Annotated in this window: 17 protein-coding genes; 3 read left to right on the top strand and 14 right to left on the bottom strand. The window is 36.3% G+C overall.

From position 1 onward, the window contains the following. Window positions 1-73: 73 nt before the first annotated feature. From AC07XN_RS15145 to AC07XN_RS15085, 13 genes are all read right to left on the bottom strand, one after another. Window positions 74-601 (bottom strand): hypothetical protein, encoded by a 528-nt coding sequence (locus AC07XN_RS15145; protein WP_494743676.1) that lies wholly within the window; start codon window positions 599-601, stop codon window positions 74-76. Between the two features lie 11 nt (window positions 602-612). Beyond that, entirely contained in the window at window positions 613-1,560 is a 948-nt protein-coding gene (locus AC07XN_RS15140; RefSeq protein ID WP_309917294.1) for a sulfite exporter TauE/SafE family protein, read from the bottom strand. A 42-nt stretch (window positions 1,561-1,602) separates the two neighbouring features. Continuing rightward, window positions 1,603-2,814, bottom strand: coding sequence for a sterol desaturase family protein (locus AC07XN_RS15135; protein WP_494743675.1), 1,212 nt, complete (start codon window positions 2,812-2,814; stop codon window positions 1,603-1,605). Between the two features lie 74 nt (window positions 2,815-2,888). Beyond that, window positions 2,889-3,737, bottom strand: a complete 849-nt coding sequence (locus AC07XN_RS15130; RefSeq protein WP_309917289.1) for a serine O-acetyltransferase — start codon at window positions 3,735-3,737, stop codon at window positions 2,889-2,891. Window positions 3,738-3,860: 123 nt separating this feature from the next. After that, window positions 3,861-5,714, bottom strand: coding sequence for a family 2A encapsulin nanocompartment cargo protein cysteine desulfurase (locus AC07XN_RS15125; protein WP_494743674.1), 1,854 nt, complete (start codon window positions 5,712-5,714; stop codon window positions 3,861-3,863). Then, complete coding sequence (locus tag AC07XN_RS15120; RefSeq protein WP_494743673.1) at window positions 5,698-6,621, bottom strand: family 2A encapsulin nanocompartment shell protein; 924 nt, start codon at window positions 6,619-6,621, stop codon at window positions 5,698-5,700. The genes AC07XN_RS15125 and AC07XN_RS15120 overlap by 17 nt, the downstream gene beginning before the upstream one ends. A 38-nt stretch (window positions 6,622-6,659) precedes the next feature. Next, window positions 6,660-7,307: a redoxin domain-containing protein gene (locus tag AC07XN_RS15115; RefSeq protein WP_309917281.1), complete on the bottom strand. Its 648-nt coding sequence runs from the start codon at window positions 7,305-7,307 to the stop codon at window positions 6,660-6,662. Window positions 7,308-7,431: 124 nt separating this feature from the next. Continuing rightward, entirely contained in the window at window positions 7,432-7,995 is a 564-nt protein-coding gene (locus AC07XN_RS15110) for a redoxin domain-containing protein (RefSeq protein WP_494743672.1), read from the bottom strand. Between the two features lie 21 nt (window positions 7,996-8,016). Then, window positions 8,017-8,562 (bottom strand): RBBP9/YdeN family alpha/beta hydrolase, encoded by a 546-nt coding sequence (locus AC07XN_RS15105; RefSeq protein ID WP_309917276.1) that lies wholly within the window; start codon window positions 8,560-8,562, stop codon window positions 8,017-8,019. A gap of 209 nt (window positions 8,563-8,771) precedes the next feature. Beyond that, entirely contained in the window at window positions 8,772-10,190 is a 1,419-nt protein-coding gene (locus AC07XN_RS15100; RefSeq protein ID WP_494743671.1) for a gluconokinase, read from the bottom strand. A gap of 136 nt (window positions 10,191-10,326) precedes the next feature. Beyond that, window positions 10,327-11,223, bottom strand: coding sequence for a phosphogluconate dehydrogenase (NAD(+)-dependent, decarboxylating) (gnd, locus tag AC07XN_RS15095; protein ID WP_309917270.1), 897 nt, complete (start codon window positions 11,221-11,223; stop codon window positions 10,327-10,329). Window positions 11,224-11,409: 186 nt separating this feature from the next. Further along, window positions 11,410-12,915, bottom strand: coding sequence for a SusD/RagB family nutrient-binding outer membrane lipoprotein (locus AC07XN_RS15090; RefSeq protein ID WP_309917267.1), 1,506 nt, complete (start codon window positions 12,913-12,915; stop codon window positions 11,410-11,412). Between the two features lie 82 nt (window positions 12,916-12,997). Continuing rightward, window positions 12,998-16,168 carry a SusC/RagA family TonB-linked outer membrane protein gene (locus AC07XN_RS15085; protein ID WP_409014220.1) on the bottom strand — a complete coding sequence of 1,057 codons (3,171 nt, stop codon included), beginning with the start codon at window positions 16,166-16,168 and terminating at the stop codon, window positions 12,998-13,000. A gap of 392 nt (window positions 16,169-16,560) precedes the next feature. On the opposite strand from AC07XN_RS15085, the gene AC07XN_RS15080 reads away from it, so the two are divergent. After that, window positions 16,561-17,442, top strand: a complete 882-nt coding sequence (locus AC07XN_RS15080; RefSeq protein WP_492803888.1) for a helix-turn-helix domain-containing protein — start codon at window positions 16,561-16,563, stop codon at window positions 17,440-17,442. A gap of 169 nt (window positions 17,443-17,611) precedes the next feature. After that, on the top strand, window positions 17,612-19,132 hold the full coding sequence (locus AC07XN_RS15075; RefSeq protein ID WP_309917260.1) for a gluconokinase: 1,521 nt from the start codon (window positions 17,612-17,614) through the stop codon (window positions 19,130-19,132). 46 nt (window positions 19,133-19,178) lie between these two features. Here AC07XN_RS15075 and AC07XN_RS15070 read toward each other — a convergent pair whose 3' ends face one another. Then, on the bottom strand, window positions 19,179-19,412 hold the full coding sequence (locus tag AC07XN_RS15070) for a hypothetical protein (RefSeq protein WP_494743670.1): 234 nt from the start codon (window positions 19,410-19,412) through the stop codon (window positions 19,179-19,181). Window positions 19,413-19,640: 228 nt separating this feature from the next. On the opposite strand from AC07XN_RS15070, the gene AC07XN_RS15065 reads away from it, so the two are divergent. Continuing rightward, window positions 19,641-20,171, top strand: a complete 531-nt coding sequence (locus AC07XN_RS15065) for a DinB family protein (RefSeq protein ID WP_494743669.1) — start codon at window positions 19,641-19,643, stop codon at window positions 20,169-20,171. Window positions 20,172-20,220 lie beyond the last annotated feature (49 nt).

Below are 20,220 nucleotides of genomic sequence, written 5' to 3'. Positions count from 1 at the left end.
TTTACCACTAATGACCAACTTCCATACTCCGCTACGAATTGCCTTGGCATCTCCCGAACGCCAGAAAAGCGCTTTATAGTTTTGTAACCCATTTATAGTTTTCAGGAACAGAACCTATCATAACATGAAAAACGCCTAGATTCTTATAATTAGCAGTAAAGTTTGGAAATCGTTTACGATTTTCTTCCAATAATTTATAGGCTGAAATGGCATTAAAACCACCTTTGGTTTCATGTCCCAATTTCATTTTTACCAATGCCCAATGCAATTTGATTTCTGCTTGAACAAATTTATTATAAGGTGAATCTTCATCTAAATCCTTGATTAAATCGAGCCTTTTATCTTCATTATCAGATAACCTTTCATACTCCTTTTCATCTTCGCTAGCAAAAAGCACAATCATGTCCGCAAAATCTTCCAACCAGATTCTAATACCATTATTCGCAGGTTCTTTGGCTAAAAGTTGTTTAGCAGATTGCACCTTTAATTTACAAAGCTCACTATAAGCATTTTGCAAATTTGGGGTAAATTCAAAATCATTTGCAAATGAACTCCCCGAGAACAAGAGAAAGATGACGAGTATAAGGTTCCATTTTTTCATACATGTAGTATTTACCAATGAGAAATAACTGTTGAGATAAATAAGTATAAGTCTGGCAAAACCTTCCATAATGTTTTGAAACTTAGAAAGATTACTACAGAGCCAACAATAAACATCAGAGGTCTTCTAGGAATTTTGTTAATCAAAATAGCGCCAAAAGGTGCGGCAATAATTCCACCTAATACCAATCCTAAAATGATTTGCCAAGAGTTTACTCCTTCAAAAAACAAGAAAGTAAGTCCGCTAGAAAGTGTAATCAAAAATTCTGCGGCATTTACCGAACCAATCGCATAACGTGGGTTACGACCCTGCCCTAACAATGAAGATGTAACGATTGGTCCCCAACCACCACCGCCAATAGCATCCATGAATCCACCGAAAATCGCTAACAATCCAACTCGTTTTGTTTTACGCTTAGCGATATTTTTTTGAAACGCTTTTTTCAAAATAACCACGCCAAGTATCAGCATGTATAACGAGATATAAGGCTTTATAAAATTACCATCAATGATTTCTGACAATAAATATGCACCCGTTACAGAACCTACCACACCCCAAAGCAAGGCTCTGAACAATTTTTTATTAATATTTTTAAACTGATAATGCGAGATAGCAGATGCGCCAGTAGTGAACATTTCAGAAACGTGCACACTTGTGCTACTCAAAGCAGGCGGAACGCCTATTCCCAATAAAAAAGAAGTAGAAGTAATGCCATAGGCCATTCCTAAAGAGCCATCTACTAATTGAGCCAACAAACCCACGCCTAAATATAAATAGAAATCAGGTCCTAACCACTCTTTGGCTTGATAAGCGGCGTCCAGCAGGGGGGCTTTGCCTATGAAAATACTAAAAGCGATAACATAAATAGCAATGGCAACAACCCACATTAAGGAGCGTTCAAACTGATTATTGAGTTTCAGACGAACTGATATTTTATTTAAGAACTGATTGTTTTCCATAATTGATGTAATTAAGAATTATTATACAAATCTGGTTTAGATTTAATGGAGACCGTAAATTAATCGTAAATACTGGCGATTTAATGTTTTGAAATAAAGCGTAACGGTCAAAATGATGCTAAACAAAACATAGGGATTGAGGGCATTTTCAAAATGGATATAGCCTACCCACAAAATCAGAAAACATCGTGTGTATTCTAAGTAAAAAATCCATCTTCTTTGCTCTAAAATAGCGCCACAATTCACTAGCGTAACTAAGATAATCAGCGTAGTAGCTATTTGTGTTGACAAATCAATCTGTTCTTCTAAAAGTAAAAAGGCAAACAACGTGATTAAAATTAAAGTCATTTGCAAAACCACATAATTCCTAAACCGTGTAGTATAAACCTTATCTGTTTTATGAATCACAAACTTTTGCTCTAATACTCGTCTGTAAGTAGGGTTGATATATTCTGGCTTTCCAAAAAGCATTTTTAGTTTATTTCTCCAACCAGTAGCATACTTAAAAGCATAGGCCATTTCAAGCATGAAATGAAAATGTTGCCATAAAAAACTATTACTATTTAATGGTTTTGTCAAACCATAAGTTGGTTCTTCTATCTCTTCTGCAAAAGTGCCAAACAGCTTATCCCAAATGATAAACACATCGCTGTAGTTTTTATCTAAATATTGATCATTGTTAGCATGGTGTACTCGGTGGTGTGATGGTGTTACAAAAATATATTCTAATACACCTAGTTTGCCAACGGTACGGGTATGAATAAAAAATGGATACAACCCATGTACTAACAAAATAGTAGTAATCATTTCAGCCGAAAAACCTACAATGGGCAAAAGAGACCAAAAGAAAGTACGTGCTACTGCCTGAAATAAAGTAATACGAGCAGATACCGTAAAATTAAACTCCTCACTTTGATGATGTACCACATGCACGCTCCAAAGCAAGTTCACTTCATGTCCTAATCTATGATACCAATACCACAGAAAATCGGTTATCAACAAAAGGCCTATCCAAGAGATAACACTTGGTTGAATATGAAAAATAGCAAAATGTTTGTACAGATAATCATATACAAAATAGAATAGTCCCAATGTAAGACCATCCAAAAGTCTTTCAGCGATACCGACACTAAGGTTTGAAACGGTATCATTGAAATTATAAAAATGTTTTCCTTTCTTTTTTGATACCCAGAATTCCAACCCAATCAAAAACAAGAAGAAAGGAACTGCGAAGGCTAAATAATTGAAATTCATTATTATTTATTTTTTATATATTAACTACTGAATTAATAGACTACATAGATTAAAAATGCATAAAAAGAGATTCGTTAATGAACCTCGGATAAAATAGGTTTCTCTTGGAAAACCTCATTTTTAGAAGTAATCCTAAGTTGATGGGTATTAAATACCTGCGAATTGGGTTCCACACTTTTGGTCAGGAAAACACTTCCGCCAATAATGCTATTTTCTCCAATCACGGTTTTACCGCCAAGAATGGTAGTACGTGCATAAATTACTACGTTATCTTCAACGGTTGGATGTCTTTTAGTGTCCGAAAGCTCTTTCGCTACTTGTAAAGCACCTAAAGTAACTCCTTGGTAAATTGATACATTATTGCCAATGATACTGGTTGCACCAATTACAATGCCTGTTCCGTGGTCAATCATAAAAGGTACACCAATCCTTGCATTGGGGTGAATATCAACGCCTGTTTTACCATGCGCATATTCACTTATAATGCGAGGTAAGACTGAAATCTGTAATTGTGTCAATTTATGGGCAATCCTATATACCGTAATGGCATAAAATCCTGGGTATGAAACGATTACTTCATTGACACTGGTTGCGGCTGGATCGCATTCATAAATTTTTGAAGCGTCATGACGTAAATCTTGATAGAGGTCTCCAAGCGAAACATAAAAAGCCTCTACTACTCCTTCAATATCTATTTGTTTAACATCCAGATAACTTAATAATATATTCTCTAAGTCAATCTGATTCTTCTTTAAGATTCCTTCATAAGAGGATTGCTTAGGTAAATGGTTGCTTGGAAATAAAAAATGAACAAGATCATTCAACCAACTAATCGCTTCTTGTGCAGACGGAGTAGCCTCCCATTCTGCATGATGAGTTTTACGAAGAAGATCAATTAAAGGTTGAGTATGATGATTTTTCATGTATAATTTTTAATTTCAATCGTGGTGGTTTTAATCGAAAAAACAAAAATCGCCTCCAAAAGCGAAGTTAAACATATTCCTAGCGAGGGACTTAAGTCGCTCGCTAGGAATATCAAATCAAAGCTATCTAACAGCTTGCTTATGTCCTGCACGTAACTTATAAAGTGTTTCTACTAATAAATCAACATCTGATTGCGTATTATAAAAAGCCAAAGATGGACGAACTGTTGATTCTAAACCAAAACGTCTTAAAATCGGTTGCGCACAGTGGTGTCCAGTTCTTACAGCAATTCCTTCTTTGTTCAGTGCTTGACCTACTTCGTTATTACTATAGCCATCAAAAATGAAAGACAGTACACTAGCTTTTTCTTTGGCAGTACCAATCAAACGAAGTCCCGGAATTTCTTTCAATAACTTGGTAGCATACACCAATAAATAATGCTCGTATTGATGAATCACATCGATTCCAATTTTATTGACATAGTCTATCGCTGCACCTAGTCCAACTGCATCTGCTATATTGCCCGTTCCTGCTTCAAAGCGTGAGGGTGCATCATGGTATTGAATCTGTTCAAAAGTAACATCAACAATCATGTTTCCACCACCCTGCCATGGCTGAGTTTCGTTCAATAATTCTTCTTTCCCATATAGTACACCAATACCCGTAGGACCGAAGACTTTATGTCCTGAAAAAACAAACCAGTCACAATCTAACCCAACGACATCAGAACGTAAATGTGACACTGATTGAGCGCCATCTACTAATACTTTTGCTCCTGCTGTATGAGCCAAGTCAATAATTTGTTTGGCTGGTGTAACTGTTCCTAAAGCATTTGAAACTTGTGTAAATGATACTAATCGAGTTTTAGCATTTAACAATTTAGCATACTCGTCTAATAAAATCTGTCCATCATCATCCACTGGAATTACCCTGATTTTCAAGCCTTTTTTGTCTGCCAATTGTTTCCAAGGCACAATATTCGCATGATGTTCAAGATTGCTGACAATGATTTCATCCCCAGCTTTTAGGTTTTGCTCACCCCAACTTTTGGCTACTAAGTTGATAGCCTCAGTTGCTCCACGTACAAAAACGATTTCATTGGTAGAACGCGCATTCAAAAAAGCCCTTACTTTCTCGCGAGCACCCTCATAAGCATCAGTAGCACGAGCCGCTAATTCATGGGCTGCACGGTGAATATTTGAATTTTCATGTTCATAAAAATACGTAATTCTATCAATTACTTGCTTTGGCTTTTGTGTAGTAGCGGCGTTATCTAACCAAACCAACGGACGACCATTGACTCTTTCTTGTAAAATAGGAAAATCCTTTTTTATCAAATTGGCATCAAATGCTGGACTGGTTGCCCCAAAAGACTCATAACTTGATGTTTTTTCTGGAAACTGAGGCACTTTATCATAAGTCCTATAAGGATTTTGATTTTGTCCTGACAAGAAATAATAAGACGCATCATTGATACCAACGGGTGCTGATGTTTGAACAGACGGAATATAACCGAAAGTGCTGAGTGATGGTAAAATATTATTTGTATCTAATTCAAAAAGGGAAGTAGCAGCCAATGGTGATTTCGAATCAACCGTACCAGTATTTGGCAAAGCTGACGCTGAAGCCCCAAATCCAGAAAAGGAAGGCTGGCTAGCTGGATTAGCAAAATGTGGGTCTGGCAAACTAGTTTGCGGTTGAACACCAGCATTTTCTATAGGTTGAAACACACTCCCATGTTGAAAAGCCGAAGGCGATACACCTACTCCTGTACTTGAAGTGGGTACACCTTGAAGCGTTTCGTACAATCTTTCAGCAAAGTGATTCGCCTTGGGGTGTTCCTGCGGATTCAATGAAATTTCTTTAGGCACTTCATTAGGAAGTGCCTTGAAAATATCATTTGCCAGTTGCTGTAAATCTTCTACAGAAGGTATGCCCTGCAATATGTTTCCCTGTTGATTAGTATTTATATTCATAGTAATTTCCTATTTCTACGTCTTCCAATACAGCAATAGCATCATCTACTAATACTGCTAATGAGCAATATAATGATACTAAGTAAGAAGCAATCGCTTTGTCATTGATTCCCATAAATCTTACTGCTAACCCTGGTGACTGTTCGCCTGGTAAACCTGGTTGATAAAGTCCTACTACTCCTTGGCGGTTTTCGCCAGTACGCAATAATAAGATTTTTGTTTTACCATTTTCGATAGGTAATTTATCCGATGGAATCAAAGGAATACCTCTCCAAGTGATAAATTGTGAACCAAACAAGGACACTGTTGGTGGGGGAACACCACGACGAGTGCACTCGCGACCAAAAGCAGCAATGGCTAATGGATGCAACAAAAAGAAACCCGGTTCTTTCCAAACTTTTGTCAATAATTCGTCAAATTCATCTGGCGTCGGCGGACCTACACGCGTTTTGATTTTTTGTTTAGGGGCAATACTATTCAATAAGCCGTATTCTTTGTTATTAATCAATTCGCTTTCCTGACGTTCTTTGATGCTTTCAATCGTCAAACGGAGCTGTTCGCTAATTTGGTTATAAGGCTTACTGTATAAATCTGAAACACGTGTATGAACATCCAACACGGTATTGACCGCACTAAGGTTGTATTCACGTGGGTTTTCAACGTAATCGATAAAAGTGTGAGGAAGATTTCTTTCATCACGACCCGAGCAGTCAACTTCGGCAATACTTCCCTCTTTTACTTTATTCAATCGATAAACGCCTGATTCTACAGGAATCCAATTGAGTAAATGTGTTAACCAGCGAGGAGTAATTGATTCAAATTGTGGTACTGTACGGGTTGCAATGGCTAACTGCCTAGCTGCAACATCACCAAGTGCAGTTTGTTTGTACTTGTTCAATTCTGACATATTATAGGTAATTAAAAGGGATTGATAATCTCAGACAATTATGCCACAGCACGATATTTAATAGAATAAGGAATGTTACGGGCAGCACTAAATACTGCTCCTAACATTTCCGAAGGTGAAAACGGCTTACTAAAGTCTTCATCGATGGCATCATAGACGATTCTTCCTTGCTGACTAATTACATAGGTAGCAGGAACGGGCACATCTTCTGAAATACCAGCGATACGATCCCAAACGGCGAACTCTTGTGAATAAATACCAAATTGTTTAGCGATTTGGTTTGCCGAATCGGCTATTACATTAAAAGGTAAATTAAAGTATTCTACCAATTCTTTTGTTTCTTCTTTAGATGCTTGAACAACTACAAGTAAGTCTCCACCAAGTGCCAGAATTTCTTGATATGAAGCTTTCAAAGTATTAAAATGTTTCAAGCCGTATTCATTCCAACCACCTGATAAAAAACTGATTACCAATGGTTTATTTTGTTGCACTTGTTGTAATGTCAGTTTCTGTGTGTTTACTTCTTCAGAAAAGTGTTTCCAAAATCCACATACTGATGAAATAGGTAATAAAGGTAAACGTGACCCAATTTTTAAAGGTGATAACTTGGCTGTGTTGCCTTTGAATATATTTACGGGAAATGTACTATCCCAAATGATGGCGTTTGATTGATCGTATGCTTGCATTATTTATATGTGGACTAAATGTGAGCTTTCCTTAATTTCTTGAAACAAAATTATAATATAAAAACTATATATCCTATAAGATTTGTAGATTAATTAAAAATATTTTTCTATTATGATAGGTAGATTACTTATTACGATAAAGTTTGATGAATGCTTCCATCTCTTTTATTGAAAAAATGCTCTCAAAATCATCGTCAACAAAACTATAAATAATCAGTAAGTTGGGAACAATAATAAAGGTAGCAGGCAATGGTACTTCATTAGAAATGCCTGTTATTCTTTGCCAAATCGGGTAGTCTTTAGAATAAACACCTAATAGTTCAGCGATTTCATTGTTTCTATCATGACAAATATTAAAACCTAATTTGTACTCATTGGCTAAAGAATCTAGTTTCTCAGGTAATACGTCCGTCATTACTAGAATTTCAGCTCCAATATTTTTCAGTCGCTTATGTGCCTTTTGTAGTAATTCTAAGTGTATTTCCCCATAGTTATTCCAAGATGGTGAAAAAAAACTTAGTACTAAAGGACGAAAAAGCATTAATTCATTGAGCGTGAAATTGGGTTGATTTTCAATATTTTTGGGGAGGTTACTCCATCGCCCCATCTCCTTAATCAGCCAAAAATTTGGTACAAAATTACTGGCTTGTAAGGCTTTAGGACGTTTTTTATCGATAGGTTCTTGCATGTTGATGAACTGTAAAATTATTTATAATGAAGTGTTAAAAATTGAATTGATGATGCCTTTGCCTACTTGCCAATCTGCAAGGTTAGAATTGGCATTAATATGTCCTACCGAACCAATATTTACAAATTGACTTCCCCAATTTCCTGCCCATTCCTTCGCTCTTTCAATCGTTGCGTATTCATCATTTGTGCTAGCAATCAATACACTTTTATAAGGAATTTCTTCGGAAGGAATAGGCGAAAATCCTGAAATTTCTTTAGGAAAATCTGTCCTTTCTGAGTCTGGTGGTGCTACAAATAAAATGCCTTCTATTTTATCAGAAGTATATTTTTTTGCCCACAACACGACTGCTAAACATCCTAAACTATGTGCAATTAATACTGTAGGCTCTTGTAAATTACTAATAGATTTTCGCAAAGTTTCAACCCATTTTTCGACAACTGGCAAATCCCAATCTTCTTGTTCTACTCTGCTAAACACATCTGGGTATTGCTGTTCCCAAATCGTTTGCCAGTGCTTTGGCCCTGAACTCCCTAAACCCGGAACTGTTAAAAAATGTACTGCCATGATTAATTACAAAAATTACGCTTACAACTATACGTTAAGCATAGTTAAATTATAGTTTTATTAGACTATAAAACCGATAGACAAAGATTATTAATCAAAATTGTATTTGCAAATATTTTTTAAAATTTCTTAATAATATACAAGCATAAATGCCCTGATAATATGCTATTTTGCATCGTATCAGGGCATTTATATTGTTGTGCTTCTACTTATAATGATTTTAAGGCTTCATACACTTTATTGAATTTCCTAAAACTTTCTTGATAAACTCTTTCATGCGTAGGATTGGGTATAAATATTTTCTCATCAATATCCAGACAATGTGTGGTCATCCCAAAAGCATCTAGCCCTAACATCACTGCCCCCCAAGCAGAACCTTCAATGGTTTGTGAAACCACTACTTTCATTTGAAAAATATCAGCGGCGATTTGTAGCCAGACATCACTCTTTGCAAAACCGCCACTTGCCATAATAGTCAAATTTTTTCTGGCAGATTTTTCGGGTAATAAAATATCAGTAATACTTAATAAACCAAATAGAATGCCCTCTAGCGTCGCTCGAATAAAATGTGCTTTTGTATGGTTGATGGTAATGCCTAGTAAAGTTCCTTGGGCAGATGCATCCCAAATTGGTGCTCTTTCTCCTAGTAAGTAAGGAACGAAAATTAGCCCATCAGCACCAGCTTCAATCGTATTTGCTTGTTCAAACAGCGATTCAAATGATTCTTGGGTCTCTAAAATTGCTTCTTTTAACCATTGTAAAATAACAGCTCCGTTATTTACTGCTCCTAGTACAAGATACTGATTATCGACCAAATGATAACATTGTGTACGCATTTTGCCATCAATAAAAGGCTCTTCAATCGGTAGTCTTACGGCACCACTTGTACCAATGGTTAAAGACATTCTACCTTTTTCCATCGCTCCAGTCCCCAGATTTGCTAAAGCTCCGTCCCCCGCTCCTATTACCAACGTTTTATTACCCACGAGAGTTTGCGCAGTATGCTTAGGGCTTACAATCGTGGAAAGTTTACATTCATTAATCCCTAGGTGAGTTAATATATCGATATTCCAAGTAAGGTCTGCGATATTCATTAACCCTGTACCTGATGCCATAGAAGAATCCACCACAAACTCACCTGTTAAATGATGCCAAACGTATTCTTTGATACTAATAAATTTATGTGTGCTGATAAAAATATCAGGCTTATTTTCTCTTAACCAAAGTATTTTGGTCATCGGACAAAAGGTATGAATAGGAATACCTGTTTTTCCATAAAATTGTTTCCCCAACTCACTCTCTTTCAATTCAGATGCTTCAGCACTCGCACGGTTGTCTGCCCAAAGAATTACATCCGTCAAAGGATTTCCTTTTTCATCCACCGCAATCAAACTTTGCATGGCCGAACTAAAACTGATGAAATACGGATTAATATTTTCAGTAAGCTTCTCAATACACTCAAGAACAGCCTCTAAAATGTCAGAGGGTTTTTGGATACTCCAATCTGATTTAGGGTGATACATATCATATTCTTTCGAATATTGCTGTATTATTTTCCCTTCATTTGTAAAAACAATTGCTTTGGTGGCAGTTGTTCCAATATCAATTCCTATATAAAAATGGCTCATTATCTTTCAATCGATGAATTCTGACGGAGCTCATCGATGTTAGGGTATTTAAAATACTTTTCCTTTCTGCTTCTTTTGAGAATGACTGTATCATCTGAGCGTCAGAATTTTTATCAGATTCAGACGCTCAGATACCTTATTTTTTTTCTACAGCATGACCACCAAACTCATTTCTCAAAGCGGCTACTACTTTCCCAGAAAAAGTATCTTCCATTTGTGAACGATAACGCATCATGACCGACAAAGCAATTACTGGTGTAGGAACCCCCAAGTCTAAAGCGGTTTCCAAAGTCCATTTACCTTCTCCTGAAGAATGCATAATTCCTTTAATAGTATCTAAATTAGGGTCTTTTGAAAATGCCTTTTCTGTCAACTCCATCAACCATCCACGTACTACCGAGCCATGGTTTAACATTTTAGCTGTTTTCTGGAAGTCAATATCAAATTCTGAATGTTCAAAAACCTCAAACCCTTCGGCAATGGCTTGCATCATACCGTATTCGATGCCATTATGAACCATCTTAGTAAAGTGTCCGCTTCCTGCTGCTCCTGTATGTAAATATCCGTTTTCTACAGAAATATCTTTGAATACCTTTTCAACATACGCGAATACTTCATTATCTCCCCCAATCATGGTACAAGCACCATTCAATGCACCAGAAGTACCCCCAGAAGTACCACAATCTAAGAAATCAATTCCTTTTGTTTTTAGGTAATTATAACGCTTTTTCGATTCTTTATAATTTGAATTTCCTCCGTCAATAACAATATCAGCACTATTCAAATAAGGTAATAGGTTTTCAATTACTTGATCGACAATCTCACCTGCGGGCACCATCAACCAAATCACTTTTCTCCCGCTCAATTGTTGGGTTAATTCTTCAATAGAATTTGCAGGTTGTATTCCTTGTTCAGCAATTTTTTGAACAAACTCAGCATTCACGTCATTGGCAACTACTTCATAGCCGTTCCTATTTAAGTTAAGGGCTAAATTAAACCCCATTTTGCCTAAGCCTATAATTCCGATTTGCATAATGTTTAAAGTTTACTTTGTTTGGATAAATATTAAAAAATGGTTTGAAAAGCTAAAATAAATAAAATGTAGGACGATTCGATGATTTATCTTTATCAATCTTTTTATGATAAAATAAAGACTCCATGAAAACATGGAGTCTTTAGTATTCATGGTATTGGATAATAGTTGTAAGTATTGTTGATATTACTTATCCCACCACACTTTAGTGTCAAGATTATCAGCACCTTGACGAGCTACTGCCGCATCAAGATTTGTTTTATTGACTGATATTTCATCTACAGGATACGATAAGCGATTGATAAAATTCCCTTTAATTTCTTTTCCAGGATATGGATTTGGTGTTAGTGCAGGAAAGCCACTTCTACGGAAATTAGCAAACCCTTCAGGAGAATTCATGAATGATGATACCCAATATTGCGTGTTAATTTGCTCCAAGGCTTTTGTTGCAACAAACGGATTCGCCGTAAAATAAGCGTCAATAGTAGCATCAGATACATTCGAATTGGCATCATATTCTGTAAACTGCTGCATGTGTCCTTTTACACCTGCTTTATAATAGTCTGATACATTGCCAGTTATCCAACCTCGCTGAGCAGCCTCAGCCAATAAAAGTTGTGACTGGCTATAGGTTACAAAGAAACATGGAGCATCAAATCTACCTATTTTAGTTCTGTCAACTTGTGAATACAATTCTATGGCTCCTGGATAATTTGGAGTACTAGCAATAGTACTTTGGTCGTAGCCAGCAGGTATTCCAATCTGAGCAGCAGGGTCTTTCGTAAAATTGTTAACGTCCTGAAGTTTAGTATTATACTTCAAAGCGATAATCCCTAAACGAGGGTCATTAGTACTTTTTAAGAAATTAACAAAAGCTCCGTGCAAATAAAAATTGGCTCTTTCACTTCCGTTCAACTGGCTACCAATTTCATTTGTATAGGCTGCTGAATGGCGTAAGATACAATTATCAGCATTAGATAACATTACTCCCCCAGCAAATGCTTTTTTCACGTAAGTCTGTGCTGTATTAGCATCAACTTTAGTCAAACGCATAGCCGCACGCAATAATAAAGAGTATCCTAAACGTTTCCATTTTGTTATATCTCCTGTATAAATAATATCACTTACTTCTTTGGTTTTGTTAGCATCTAAGGCAGCAGATGCTTCGTCTAATTCTTTCAAAATATCCGTATAGATGGCTTGTTGGGCATCATATTTAGGAAAAACCGTTCCTTGCAAATAACCTAAACCTGCTTCGCTATAAGGAACATCACCATAACTATCTGTCAAAATCATGAAAGTATATGCCTTCCAAATACGAGCCATATTGTATAAGTTACTGCGAGTAGCATCACCTTTGGTTTTAGCAATAACATCAACCAAATGTTTATTTACTTCCCTGTAATATCTTTGCCAATTTACTCCTGTAACAGAAGTGTTATTTTGATTTACGTTTCCTCCAGCATTTACCCCAAGGTATGGACTAACGATTTGTTGTACAATCGCCGCTTCGTAAATAACAGATTGCCATGTAAATGACGTTCTGAGGGTAGCATTGTTTAATTCATAAACAGGGTTAAGGGCGGTAGGGTTTACTTTGTTGGTATTTAACTCGTCAAAGCCCTTGTCACAACTGCTTAGAAAGCTGGAAGCGATTAGTAAACTGAATATATATAATGTTATTTTTTTCATTTTCTTAATATTAACAATTGAGTACTTGTGAATTAATCCGATTAGAAGTACAAAAGACAGTATTTAGTATCCTATAGCTTTTTTAGAATTTAACATTCAAATTGAATCCAATACTTCTGCTAGTTGGTAAGCCTGTTGATTCCAAACCTACAAGGTTATCAGACGAGAAGCCGAATTGCTCAGGATCAAGGTTTGGCACCCATTTTTTAATCATCAATACATTGTTAGCTACTGCATTCAATTTGATGCCTTTGATAAACCAGTTTTTAGGTAATTTTTTAGTAAAATCATACCCAATTGTAATTTGACGCAACTTCCAGAAGCCCGAATCATACACAAATTCTTCTGCAATGTTATTAGCACGGATAGTTTCATAATAAGACTGTAAAGGTGTTTTAACTGCATTTGGTTCTCCTTTGCTGTTTACTCCTTCACCAATTACGTAGTTTTGCTCACGTCCTACTAACGTTCCTTTGTGTAAACCTTCACGCCAAGCATTGTAGTTTGTACCTGAAATCATTTTTCCACCTAACTTAAAGTCAATCAAGAATGAGAATAGAATGTCTTTGTAGCGGAAATTATTAGTAATCCCTCCAACCCATTTTGGTAAAGCACTTCCAAAACTCACCAAATCATTTGTTCTTTCTGGGCGACCACTTTGGTCGTTAAACACTTTACGTCCTTGCTCATCACGTTTGTAAGCAAAGCCATACAACTGTCCTAGCGGTAATCCTACTACCTGACGCAATACTCCTGTGTAAATACCCGTTCCAACAGTGATATTACTTTGGTTTCCTGCTAATTCTAATACTTTAGAAGTATTGTATGAACCATTAATATTTACGTCCCAAGAAAACTTATTGCTCTTTACTGGCGAGAAAGTAAGCATTGCTTCAATCCCTTCGTTTTGGCTTTTACCACTGTTCAACAAGGTAGTTTGGTAACCAGATGCATCCGATACTTGTGCCGACAGGATTTGGTCTGAAGTGATTTTCTTATAGTAAGAAAAATCTAATCCTATTTTATTTTGGAACAATTTCAATTCTACACCAAATTCTGTTTCATTCACACGCATTGGACGAAGTGACGAATTAGGAACTGTAGTAGTATTGATAGAACCAATTGGCTGGTTTTGTAAAAGATTACTACCCACGGTATAAAACAAGTTGTTAGCATAAGGTTGTACGTCGGTATCACTACCTACTTCTGCATAAGCTGCTCTTAATTTACCAAATGATAGCCAATCAGGCATCGTATTGAAAGCCTGTGTAAATACAAAACTTCCTGTTACCGAAGGATATTGAACTGCGCGTGAACCTGGGGCAAGTGTTGAGAACCAGTCGTTACGGCTTGTTACGTTCACAAATAAAAAGTTTTTGTAAGAAATCTCAGCTGCACCGTATAACGAATTTACCTGACGTTCGCTAAGTCCATATAAGGGGTCTTTCAACTGTCCGTTCATTACCGTATAAAGGCCACGAACTACAAAGTTTTGAACATAAACGCTGTTATAATCACTACGACGGTACATTTGGTTTCCTCCCAATGTTAAATCGATATTGAAATCACCAAAAGTCTTTTTAGCACCAATCAAGAAATCCGCATTTGTTTCACGAAAGCGACGTGTCTCTTGAGTGTACTGTCCATTAACAAAGCCCACTGGAGCAACACCTAATGAAGCTTCACCCGTTGGGAAGTTATAATCTTGGTCACGAGAATAATAATCTTGTCCAATTCTACCTTGTAAGTACAACCAATCTGTAACATTATAGCGGAGAGTAATATTGCCTAAAATACGGTCGCGACGTATATTTTCAAAGCGTTCATATACTGAATAATAAGGATTTGTACGGTTTCTGAAACGCGACCACACATATTCGTCTCCATTGGCATCTAAACGTTTAGACTCAAGTAAATCAAAAGGCATAGAGTTTGATAGCGTATAAAGTACAGTTGGCGTACTTAAATCTTGGTTACCGATTTGCGGTGGGTTACGATTATATTCATTTGAATAATTAATGTTACCCATTAAAATAAGCTTAGGATTCAGGTTGTAGTTAAAGCCTAAATTTATCGTCTTTTTGTTATAATCAGAATTTGGAACGATACTGGTATTGCTCAAATTAGAAAGCGATAAATTGAATCCACCCTTTTCTGAACCAGAAGAAAGAGAAACGGTATTCGTCCAAGACGTTCCAGTACGATAAAATTTATTAATACGATTATAAACTGGTTCGTAAGGTACTTCTATGCCATCAAATAAAATCTGCTTCATACCGGGCTGAAACTTCTCTCCAAAACTCCAAACACCTGTTTGTGGATTAGGCGTAGTAGGTCGAACACCATTTTCTCCTTGACCGTATTCATATTGAAAATCAGTATAATCCAATGGTGTATCGACTGTATAATTACTATTGTACTCAATGCCTATTCCTTTTCCAGTTCCTTTGGTTTTGGTTGTAATCATTACTACACCATCCTTTGCACGAGAACCGTACAAAGCCGCCGCTGTTGCACCTTTCAAAACGGTCATGGTCTCGATATCATCTGGATTGATACTTGTCAATCCATCACCACCATCAGACGTATTAAAACTTCTGTTAGCTAACGAACCGTCACTATTCCCATTTGGGTTTGCACCAAAATTGGTATTATCCATAGGCACACCATTCACAACAATCAATGGATTGTTTTGTCCATTGAATGACGACTGACCACGAATCCTGATTTTACTAGTTCCAGCAGGGCCTGTACCTAATGAAGTGATATTTACCCCAGCCATTTTTCCTTGTAAACCATTCATAAAGTTCACTTGGCGGTTAGTGGTTATTTGTTCGGCATTTACACTAGCTGTAGCATAGCCTAGTTTTTTCGCTTCTTTCTTAATACCCAAAGCAGTTACTACTACTTCTTCAAGGTTTTTAGTCTCGTCTACCAACGAAACATTAATAATGCTTTTTCCGCCCACTACAATTTCTTGGGTAACATAACCAATAGAAGAAAAAATTAAAGTGGCATTACTAGGAATTGAAATTTTATAATTCCCCGTAGCATCGGTATTTGTTCCTTGATTAGTTCCTTTTATTTGAACAGCAACACCCGGAACAGCACTATTAGTTTTATCAGTAACTGTTCCCTTCACGACTAAATCCTGAGTCATTGAAGTAAATGAGCAAAACATCAAAGCCAAATATATAATGGCTCTGGGAAGAATCTGTGTTTCAAAATGACAGAATAGTCTAAGTTTTTTCATAGTTGAGTTACGTTTTTGAATAAATTATTATGAGTTATTATTAATAAATTTTAGGGTTTGTAAACGATTAATTGATTGTTAATAATTATTGTATTTAACGGGTTTTTGATTTTTACCTTCGTAGTATTGTCCTTCGACATTTACTTATTCACCTAGTTTCATCTTAAACAGCTAGTAGATAACTATCTTTTCGAGTGAAAGCTTCATATTAATTTCTCCTCTTAGGCTATTTCTAAATGATATACTGGATGTATTGAGCACAAATTTTCATGGTTATTTCAAGAAAAACTTTCATTTTTTTACAGCGGTGATTTTTGTAATATTTTTATAAAAAATTGACCTAATTTTGTTAAAATCTCACTCACGAAAACTTTCAATTATTCCATAACCTGATGAGTCAATTTATACTGTACCAAGGAAAGGCGAAGGAATTGTCGTATTTCCCGTACATTATTGAGTTTGCCAATTATAAAATCCAAAATATTCAGCTCAATTCCCAAGAAATAAAAACGAACGAAGGCATCAGAATTTGTTTGATTATTGATGGGAAATTTGATTGGATTATTGACGGGCAACCTTTTTTACTTTATCCCAACGACGTCTCGCTGACTTGTCCGTGGCAGTCAAGTGGAAGTAGTAAAGGAGCATATGACATTGGTGCATTAATGTGGATTACGATAAAACCTTCTCATTTCGAAGCCAATGGAGAATTAGTTTTGGGCGAATGGAGTAGTATTTCGGAAACAGACCAAAGAGTCATTGGAAAAATTCTTACGCTTAATAAAAAACCTGTTCTAACACGTTTAAAAGCTTGTCAGCAAATCTTTCAAAATATTGAATCTGAGTTATTCTCTAAAGAATTAGGTTACAGAACACGCGTCAACCATTTGATTGACGAACTGTTGATTACTGCGGTGAGACATTTGAGCAAACAGGATAACCTCAGGCGAGATTTCCCACAAACTTTTTTGAAATTGGAGCAAACTCTTAGAGAGAACTTATCACATTCGTGGTCGGTAGAAGAAATGGCTGGTTTGGTGGGATTAGGAACAACCGCCTTTAGTGAAAAAGTAAAGGCATTTTCGGGTTTTTCTCCATTAAATTACCTTATCAATATCAGAATATCTGAAGCCATTAAATTATTAAGTCGAAAAGATTTAAGTTTAACTGATATTGCATTGGAAACAGGCTTTTATTCATCCCAGCATTTTTCATCGACATTCAAAAAACTAACTGGCTATACGCCACGGGAGTTTAGAAAAAATACTGACTAGCTTTTAAGCTTTGAGTGATGAGCCGTGAGCAATGAGCTTTTTGTTGGACAACAAGAAAAAAAGCTCAAGGCTCATAGCTTATAACTCAAAGCCAAGAAAATTACCCAATTTTATAAACTAAAAAAAAGCTCACAGCTGATAGCTTACGGCTCATAGCTTACACATAACTATGGATTGTCTTATTACCATCGACATTAATACTTCTGCTGTTAAAGTTCATGCTTTTGATATGAATGGGCGACTGCTTTGTTGGAAAAAAGGTTCATACCCAACCTTTCATCCCCAGCCAGATTATAGCGAACAAGACCCTGAGCAAATTTTCATTACTACACTTTATATTCTCAAAAATCTATTGAACGAATATGTTCATCCTAAAAAATATAAAGTAACTGCTATCTGTTTTAGCTCTTCGATGCACAGTGTATTGGCCGTTGATAAAAATGGGACGCCCCTAGGAAATGCTATTATTTGGGCAGACAATAGAGGAGTAAAAGAAGCCGAAGCCTTAAAGCAATATCCTAAAGGGGAAAGTATTTTTAACACAACGGGAACGCCCATTCACCCGATGTCACCCATTGTAAAGATTACTTGGATAAAAAATCATGACAAAGAGCGTTTTGCACAAACTCATAAATTTATTTCGTTAAAAGAATACGTTATCAAACAGCTTACTGGTGAATATGTAGTCGACCATAGTATTGCGTCATCAACGGGGCTTTTTGATATCCATCAGCTTAAGTGGAATCAAGATTCGTTAGATTTTGCAGGCATTACTGCTGACCGACTCTCTGAACCACTATCTGTATTCAATACCAATTTATTTCTGAAAAAAGAATATTGCTTTACCTTGGGCTTGCCTGCCAAAACTACCCTGATTGTCGGCGCTAGTGATGGTTGTTTGGCTACCCTGGGAGCAGGAATTGTTGGTTCAGGCAGAGCTACCATCACGATTGGTTCGAGTGGTGCTGTACGAGTGGCTGGTAAAGAGGTACTGAAAGATGATAAGAACCGCTTTTTTAATTATTTACTAGCCGATGGCTATTATGTTTCGGGTGGCCCAACGAATAATGGAGGAGTAGTTTTTGAATGGTTTGCCCGACAATTCGGTGATTTCTCTGGTGACTTAGACTTTGAGGATGTCGTCAACGATTTATTTAAGGAGGCCGCCCAAGTAAAGGCTGGTGCTGATGGCTTATTATTTTTACCTTATTTATTGGGAGAAAGAGCGCCACTTTGGAATGCTAATGCTCGTGGAATGTATTTTGGTTTGAATATCAGTCATGAACGAAAACATTTTGTCCGTGCTACGCTAGAAGGTATTCTTTTTGAGATATATAGTATTGGCAAAATTCTTGAAACGCATAGAAATTTTGATAGCCTTTATATCAACGGAGCTTATGCGTCTTTACCTCTATGGACTCAGATTCTGACAGACATGTATGGAAAAAATATCTATGTGAACGACCATCATGATAGTGTAGCGTTAGGAACAGCCTTACTTGGACTGACACAACTAGGAGCTTATAGGAATCTGGAAGCGGCAGCAGCAACAGTAAAATCGAGCGAGATTTACCAACCAAATCTTAAAAATCATGAAACTTATATGAAGTACTTCGAGATTTTTGAAAATTTAAGTTATAAGTTGAAGAATGAGTTTGAGCAGATAGTAGCGCTACAACAAAGCCTTTAATATAAAATCTCTCGTTCTAATTATTAGAACGAGAGATTTTATATTTTTATTCAGTTTTTGTCAGATACTTATTAGTGACTAAGTCTGCTAAAAAAGCACCGTACGAAAGCGTACTAATTTTTGAACCATTTGATTTAAGATGTCTGTTAGCAAAGCTAACCATAAATTCCAGCGTTGTTTGGTTAGCTGGAAACTCTAATCCATTACGAAATCCAACAATTATGTCAGGATAAGTCTCCCCTTCAAGCACCTCTCCATTTTGTGTTACATACTTCATCATAGCTAATTATTAAATTATGTTTTAGATATTGTAGGACAAACTTAAGATTCTAAAGTCAGTGTGTCAAGTAAGGATTTATAAAATTTCAACAATTACCTTATTAAATATTCAATTACCACTATAAAGTAGCCTCAAATAGCTTATACTTTTCTACCTACAATACCATTTTAAGACGTATTTTTGCATTCTAATAGCATATCTTTCAATTCAAATTTTAAACACAAAACTATGAAATCAGTTAAACTGTTAATGTCCCTAATATTTACTTTAGGTGTCATGAATTTTGCCCAAGCTCAAACATCAGTTGATGAAATGGTAAAAGAGTGGGAACGAGCCAAAACGTATACCAAAGAATACCTTGATGCGATGCCTGAAACAGGATATGCCTTGAAACCAACGCCTGAAATGCGTTCATTCGCTGAGCAAATGCTTCATTTGACTGATGCTAACTATGGTTTTACTGCAGCGGCTACGGGGGAAAAAAGTCCAATCGGAATGGGAGAATCAGAAAAGAGTACTGACAAATCAAAAGCAAACGTTACAAAATTAGTAATGGCAGGTTATGATTTTGTAATAAGCAGTGTAAAGAAAATGACTCCTGCTCAATTGAACGAAAACATAAAGTTGTTCGGCAGATTTGAAATGACCAAAGGAATGGCATTAGCTAAGTCTTTCGAACACCAAACTCACCATAGAGGACAAACTACCGTTTATATCCGCTTGGCAGGTGCAAAACCACCACAAGAGAAATTGTTTTAACGATAAAGTTTTAAACAGTAAAAGCCAGCCCAATTGGGCTGGCTTTTAC

The sequence above is a fragment of the Arcicella sp. GW458-12-2-14-TSB2 genome (genome assembly GCF_059423785.1).
This window is presented reverse-complemented; position numbering and strand designations above follow the sequence as displayed.

Bases quoted from the DNA above. Each gene is read 5' to 3' on its own strand.
- AC07XN_RS15145 (WP_494743676.1), bottom strand. From the start codon at position 601: ATGAAAAAATGGAACCTTATACTCGTCATCTTTCTCTTGTTCTCGGGG.
- AC07XN_RS15140 (WP_309917294.1), bottom strand. From the start codon at position 1,560: ATGGAAAACAATCAGTTCTTAAATAAAATATCAGTTCGTCTGAAACTC.
- AC07XN_RS15135 (WP_494743675.1), bottom strand. From the start codon at position 2,814: ATGAATTTCAATTATTTAGCCTTCGCAGTTCCTTTCTTCTTGTTTTTG.
- AC07XN_RS15130 (WP_309917289.1), bottom strand. From the start codon at position 3,737: ATGAAAAATCATCATACTCAACCTTTAATTGATCTTCTTCGTAAAACT.
- AC07XN_RS15125 (WP_494743674.1), bottom strand. From the start codon at position 5,714: ATGAATATAAATACTAATCAACAGGGAAACATATTGCAGGGCATACCT.
- AC07XN_RS15120 (WP_494743673.1), bottom strand. From the start codon at position 6,621: ATGTCAGAATTGAACAAGTACAAACAAACTGCACTTGGTGATGTTGCA.
- AC07XN_RS15115 (WP_309917281.1), bottom strand. From the start codon at position 7,307: ATGCAAGCATACGATCAATCAAACGCCATCATTTGGGATAGTACATTT.
- AC07XN_RS15110 (WP_494743672.1), bottom strand. From the start codon at position 7,995: ATGCAAGAACCTATCGATAAAAAACGTCCTAAAGCCTTACAAGCCAGT.
- AC07XN_RS15105 (WP_309917276.1), bottom strand. From the start codon at position 8,562: ATGGCAGTACATTTTTTAACAGTTCCGGGTTTAGGGAGTTCAGGGCCA.
- AC07XN_RS15100 (WP_494743671.1), bottom strand. From the start codon at position 10,190: ATGAGCCATTTTTATATAGGAATTGATATTGGAACAACTGCCACCAAA.
- gnd (WP_309917270.1), bottom strand. From the start codon at position 11,223: ATGCAAATCGGAATTATAGGCTTAGGCAAAATGGGGTTTAATTTAGCC.
- AC07XN_RS15090 (WP_309917267.1), bottom strand. From the start codon at position 12,915: ATGAAAAAAATAACATTATATATATTCAGTTTACTAATCGCTTCCAGC.
- AC07XN_RS15085 (WP_409014220.1), bottom strand. From the start codon at position 16,168: ATGAAAAAACTTAGACTATTCTGTCATTTTGAAACACAGATTCTTCCC.
- AC07XN_RS15080 (WP_492803888.1), top strand. From the start codon at position 16,561: ATGAGTCAATTTATACTGTACCAAGGAAAGGCGAAGGAATTGTCGTAT.
- AC07XN_RS15075 (WP_309917260.1), top strand. From the start codon at position 17,612: ATGGATTGTCTTATTACCATCGACATTAATACTTCTGCTGTTAAAGTT.
- AC07XN_RS15070 (WP_494743670.1), bottom strand. From the start codon at position 19,412: ATGATGAAGTATGTAACACAAAATGGAGAGGTGCTTGAAGGGGAGACT.
- AC07XN_RS15065 (WP_494743669.1), top strand. From the start codon at position 19,641: ATGAAATCAGTTAAACTGTTAATGTCCCTAATATTTACTTTAGGTGTC.